Raw genomic sequence first — 5,976 nt, forward strand, 5'->3', positions numbered from 1 at the left:
GGGGGTGGGTGGGTCAGGCGCCGGAGGTGACGCGGTAGGCGTCGAAGACGCCGTCGACCTTGCGGACGGCGGCCAGCAGGTGACCGAGGTGCTTCGGGTCGGCCATCTCGAAGCTGAACCGGCTCACCGCCACCCGGTCCCGGGTGGTGGTGACGGTGGCGGAGAGAATATTGACCCGCTCGTCGGAAAGCACCCGGGTGACGTCGGCGAGCAGCTTGTGCCGATCCAGCGCCTCGACCTGGATGGCCACCAGGAACGTCGACGCTGAGGTCAGCTTCCAGCTCACCTCGACGACCCGCTCCCCCTGCGCCCTGAGGTCCTCGGCGTTGGCGCAGTCGTCGCGGTGCACACTCACCCCGCCGGAGCGCGTGACGAACCCGAAGACCGAGTCCGGCGGCACCGGGGTGCAGCAGCGGGCCAGCTTGATCCACACGTCGCTGACGCCCCGGACGACCACACCCGGGTCGTGGCTGCTGGCCCGGCTGCGCGGCGGGCGGGTGGCGACGGCGGTCTCGGCGATGTCCTCCGCCGCGCCCTCCTCGCCGCCGTACGTGGCCATCAGCTTCTGCACCACCGACTGGGCGGAGACCTGGCTGTCGCCGACCGCGGCGTAGAGCGAGGCGACGTCGGCCAGGTGCAGGTCCCGGGCGATCGCCATCAGCGCGTCGGAGGTGAGCATCCGCTGCAGCGGCATGCCCTGCTTGCGCATCGCCTTGACGATCGCGTCCTTACCGGCCTCGATCGCCTCCTCGCGCCGCTCCTTGTTGAAGTACTGGCGGATCTTGGTGCGGGCCCGAGGGCTCTTGACGAAACCCAACCAGTCCTGCGTCGGCCCGGCGGTGTCGGACTTCGACGTGAAGATCTCGATCACGTCGCCGTTGGACAGCGTCGACTCCAGCGGCACCAGCTTGCCGTTGACCCGCGCCCCGATGCACTTGTGCCCCACCTCGGTGTGCACCGCGTAGGCGAAGTCCACCGGCGTCGACCCGGTCGGCAACGGAATGACGTCACCCTTCGGGGTGAAGACGTACACCTCCTGGCTGGACAGGTCGAACCGCAGCGCGTCGAGGAACTCGCTCGGGTCCGCCGCCTCCCGCTGCCAGTCCAGCAACTGCCGCAGCCAGGTCATCTCGTCGATGTGCGCCGGCGGGCCGACGATCTGGGTGCCCTTGTGCTCCTTGTACTTCCAGTGCGCGGCGATGCCGAACTCGGCGGTGCGGTGCATCGCGTACGTGCGGATCTGCATCTCCACCGGCTTGCCGGTTGGCCCGATGACCGTCGTGTGCAACGACTGGTACATGTTGAACTTGGGCATCGCGATGTAGTCCTTGAACCGGCCCGGCACCGGCTGCCAGTTCGCGTGGATCACCCCGAGGGCGGCGTAGCAGTCCCGCACCGTGTCGACCAGGATCCGCACCCCGACCAGGTCGTAGATGTCGTTGAAGTCGCGCCCCCGCACGATCATCTTCTGGTAGATCGAGTACAGGTGCTTCGGCCGGCCGGTGGTCTCCGCCTTGATCTTGGCGGCCTTCAGGTCGGTCTGCACCTTCTGGGTGACCTGGCGCAGCAACGCCTCCCGCTGCGGCTGGTGCTCCCCGATCAGCCGGTTGATCTCCTCGAACCGCTTCGGGAACAGCGTGCCGAAAGCGAGATCCTCCAACTCCCACTTGATGGTGTTCATACCCAGCCGGTGCGCCAGCGGGGCCAGGATCTCCAGGGTCTCCTTCGCCTTCTGCTCCTGCTTGGGGCGGGGCAGGAAGGTGAGGGTGCGCATGTTGTGCAGCCGGTCGGCGAGCTTGATCACCAGCACCCGCGGGTCCTTGGCCATCGCCACGACCATCTTGCGGATCGTCTCCGCCTTGGCCGCGTCGCCCAGCTTGACCTTGTCGAGCTTGGTGACCCCGTCGACCAGCAGCGCGACCTCACCGCCGAAGTCGGCCCGCATCTGGTCGAGGGTGTACTCGGTGTCCTCGATGGTGTCGTGCAGCAGCGCCGCGACCAGCGTGGTGGTGTCCATCCCTAGGTTGGCCAGGATGGTGGCCACCGCCAGCGGGTGGGTGATGTACGGGTCACCGGACTTGCGGTACTGCCCGGAGTGCCAGCGGGCGGCGGTGTCGAAGGCGCGCTGCAGCAGCCGCGCGTCGGCCTTCGGGTGGTTCTCCCGGTGGGTCGAGATCAGCGGTTCGAGCACCTCGCTGACCTGCGAACTCTGCCAGGGCGCGTTGAACCGTGCCAGCCGCGCCCGGACCCGCCGGCCGGTGGGCGCGTTGGAGAACGCGAAACCCCCGCTCGGCGCCGGGTCGGCGGGGCCGTCGGCCGGGAACGGGACCACGACCCCGTCGGCACCGGAGCCACCGGTCGGACCGCCCGCGCGACCCCCGCCCGGGCGTACGGCGTCGGCGGGGCCGGTCGCGGCGGAGCCGTTGCCGGAGGCCGGGACCCGGACCGGGGCGTCACCGTTCCGGTCGGTTACCGAGCCGTCCGCGTCGCCTGTCGGGTGCACCGTGCCCTCCACCGGAGGGGCGACATCGTGGGACACCGGCCTCCTCACCGATCGCCGGGAAAACACCGACCGTGCGCCGGCCGGCCTGGTCTCTCGCCACCCGGACGGATCACCGCCCGGTCAGCAAAGGGCAATGCTACCCGCACGCACGGTGCCCTGCCGCTCCCCCGGACGGACCGCGCCGGCTCCGCCCGATGGTCGCGGCGATCAAACGGTCAACAGGGCATGGACCGGACGCGGGGCCAACCGTTTCCGGCCGCCGAGGAAGCCCAGTTCCAGTAGCACGGTGAAACCGGTGACCGTGCCGCCGGCCCGCTCGACCAGGTCAAGGGTGGCCTCGGCGGTGCCACCGGTGGCCAGCACGTCGTCGACCACCAGCACCCGGTGCCCGGCGGTGAAGGCGTCCTGGTGCACCTCCAGGGTGGCCTCGCCGTACTCCAGGGCGTAGGAGGCCGAGTACGCGGGGCGGGGCAGCTTGCCCGCCTTACGCACCGGCACCACGCCGACCCCGGTCGCGTACGCGATGGCCGCCGCCAGCACGAACCCGCGCGCCTCGATGCCGACCACCGCGTCGAACGAGTCCCGCCCGTGGTACGCGACGATCCCGTCGATCACCTCGCGGAACGCCGCACCGTCGGCGAAGAGCGGCATCAGGTCCTTGAACATGACACCGGGCTTGGGAAAGTCGGGCACGTCCAGCACCCGGCTGGCCACCAGCCTGGCGGCGTCCGGGCCGCTGTCCCCCCGTAGCCCGGTGCTGTGGGTCTCCGTCACGGCAGTTCCGTCTCCTTCCATGACGACGGCGTCCTCCCTGCTGCTCGCACAGCATGAAGGACGCCGTCGTACCGCCTGCGTCCGGGTCAGCGCCGCTTGCCGCCACCCGGCCGGTTACCGGCCGGCCGGCCGCCCCGGGCGCCGCCCGACCGCTTGCCGGCCGGCCGCGCGCCCACCTTCGGCGCGGCGCCGGCCAGGGCGGCCGACTCCGGGTCGACCGGCTCGGCGGCCTCCGGGGCCGCGGCGGAAGGCGGGGTGCCCTTCGGGGTGACCTCGCCGCGGGCGAGGGCCCCCCGGCGGGCCAGCACCCGCTTGTTGTGCGCCCGGATCCGCGGGTCGTAGTTCTTCATCAGCACCAGCAGCGGGGTGGCCAGCAGGATCGAGGAGAAGAACGCGACCGCCATGCCGACGAACAGCACCAGACCGAGGTCCTTCAGGGTGCCCGCGCCGAGCAGGCCGGCACCGATGAAGAGCAGGCCGCCGACCGGCAACAGGGCGACCACCGAGGTGTTCAGCGACCGCATCAGGCTCTGGTTGATCGCCAGGTTGGCCGCCTCGCCGTACGTCTGGTTGTTGTTCGCGGTGATGCCCCGGGTGTTCTCCTGGACCTTGTCGAAGACCACCACCACGTCGTAGAGCGCGAAGCCCAGGATGGTGAGGAAGCCGATGACCGTCGACGGGGTGACCTCGAAGCCCACCAGCGAGTAGATGCCGGCGGTGAGGATCAGGTTCATCACCAGCGAGGCGACGGCGGCGACCGCCATCCGCCACTCGAAGCGCAGGATCAGGTAGACCATCACCAGCGCGACGAAGATGATCAGGCCCAGCAGCGCCCGCTCGGTGACCTGGCTCCCCCATGCCTCGCTGACCTGGTTGCCGCTGATCTGGTCGACCGGAATGCCGAACTCGCGGGCCATCTCCTCCTTGACCGCGTTGGCCTGCTCGGCGGTGAGCTGCGTAGTGCGCATCTCGTAGAAGTCGCCGCCGGTGCCGCCCACCTTCTGCGCGGTGACCACCTCGGCGCCGGCGCCCTCGGCCGCGAGGGCCGCGTCGACCTGCTGCTCGGCCCGCTCCAGCGTGCCCACGCTGGCCGGCACCTGGAACGAGTTGCCGCCGGCGAACTCGATGCCGAGGCTGAAGCCGCGCAGCGCGAAGCTGAGCACCGCGACCAGGATCAGCGCGCCGGCGACGGCGAACCAGAGCTTGCGCCGGCCGATGATGTTGAGACCGGCCTCACCGCGGTAGAGGCGGCTCGCCAGACCACTTCCAGCCATCTCAGGCCTCCTTGACGCGCGGGGTGCGGGGCTTGGCCTGCTCGGCCCGAGCCGGGAGTACCCGGCCGAGCCCGCTGACCCGCGGGGACAGGAACGCCCGGGTACGGGCGAACATCGTCATGATCGGGTGCCGGAAGAGGAAGACCACGACCAGGTCCAGCACGGTGGCCAGGCCGAGCGCGAAGGCGAAGCCCTTCACCGCGCCGACCGAGACCACGTAGAGCACCACCGCCGACATGATGGTGATGGCGTTGGCCGAGATGATCGTCCGGCGCGCCCGGATCCACGCCCGCGACACCGCGCTGCGCGGGCTGCGGCCCTCCCGGATCTCGTCCTTGAGCCGCTCGAAGTAGATGACGAACGAGTCCGCCGCCACACCGAGAGAGACGATCATGCCGGCGATGCCGGCCAGGGTGAGGGTGAAGCCGATCTGCCGGCCGAGCACCACCAGCGCGCCGAAGACCAGCAGCGCCGAGAGGATCAGGCTCAGGAAGATCACCGAGCCGAGCAGGCGGTAGTAGAAGAACGAGTAGATGATGACCAGCAGCATGCCGATGCCGGCCGCGAGCAGGCCGGCCCGCAGGTGGCTGGCGCCCAGGGTGGCGGTGACGTTCTGCTGCTCCTGCGCCTCGAAGGTCACCGGCAGCGCGCCGTAGCGCAGCTGGCCGGCCAGCTCGCTGGCGTCCTTCTGGGTGAAGTTGCCGGTGATCTGGGAGTCGCCGGTCAGCACGCCCTGGATCTCCGGCGAGGAGACGATCTCGTTGTCCAGCACCACGGCCACCCGGCACTTGCCGTCCTGGCCGAGCGCGCTCGCGTCGCAGGCACCGCCCTCGTTGTTGAACGCCTCGCGGGTCAGGTTGGTCCACTTCTGCTGTCCGTCGCCGGTGAAGTCGAGGCTGACCACCCAGGAGCTGGTCTGGTCGAGGACTGCGTCGGCGTCGCTGACGTCGGTGCCAAGCACCTTCGCCTGGTCGAGCAGGTACTTGACGGCGCCGTCCTCACACGCGACGACCTGCTGGTTCGGGTCCGAGATCGACGCCGGCGGCCGGGCGTCGAGCTGGGCGCAGGTGATCTGCGGGACGTTGAACTGCATCTGCGCCGGCAGCACCGCAGCCTCGCGCGGGGTGAGGGTGGAGAACGCCTTGAGCTTCTCGGCCAGGGACGGGTCAGCGGCCAGGTCGGCCGGGGCCTGCAGGCCGCTGGCGGCCGCCCAGGCGGGGGCGCCGACCTTCTGCTCCACGGCCTTGCGCTGCTCCTCGACGCTCTGCGGGACCGGCTCGGCGCTGGCGCTCGGCGAGGGCGCCGCCGCGCTGGGCGACGCGGAGGGGGTGGCGCTGGCGCTCGGCGCCGGCGCCATGCCGCCCTGGCCGCCGCTCGGCGACGCGGTCGCCTGCGGGGCGCTGGCGGTCGGGGTCGGGGTGGCGC

4 protein-coding genes are annotated in these 5,976 nt (G+C 70.9%); all 4 read right to left on the reverse strand.

The window, feature by feature from the left end; all coding sequences use genetic code 11:
• Positions 1 to 13: 13 nt before the first annotated feature.
• Positions 14 to 2,539 (reverse strand): RelA/SpoT family protein, encoded by a 2,526-nt coding sequence (locus tag C1I99_RS28235; RefSeq protein ID WP_111137246.1) that lies wholly within the window; start codon positions 2,537 to 2,539, stop codon positions 14 to 16.
• A gap of 171 nt (positions 2,540 to 2,710) precedes the next feature.
• Entirely contained in the window at positions 2,711 to 3,277 is a 567-nt protein-coding gene (locus C1I99_RS28240; RefSeq protein WP_111137247.1) for an adenine phosphoribosyltransferase, read from the reverse strand.
• Positions 3,278 to 3,363: 86 nt separating this feature from the next.
• Positions 3,364 to 4,551 (reverse strand): protein translocase subunit SecF, encoded by a 1,188-nt coding sequence (secF, locus tag C1I99_RS28245; RefSeq protein ID WP_111137248.1) that lies wholly within the window; start codon positions 4,549 to 4,551, stop codon positions 3,364 to 3,366.
• 1 nt (position 4,552) lies between these two features.
• The coding region (secD, locus tag C1I99_RS28250) for a protein translocase subunit SecD (protein WP_111137249.1) at positions 4,553 to 5,976 on the reverse strand (1,424 nt) is incomplete at its 5' end.

Source organism: Micromonospora deserti, assembly GCF_003236335.1.
GTDB classification, from domain to species: Bacteria; Actinomycetota; Actinomycetes; order Mycobacteriales; family Micromonosporaceae; genus Micromonospora; species Micromonospora deserti.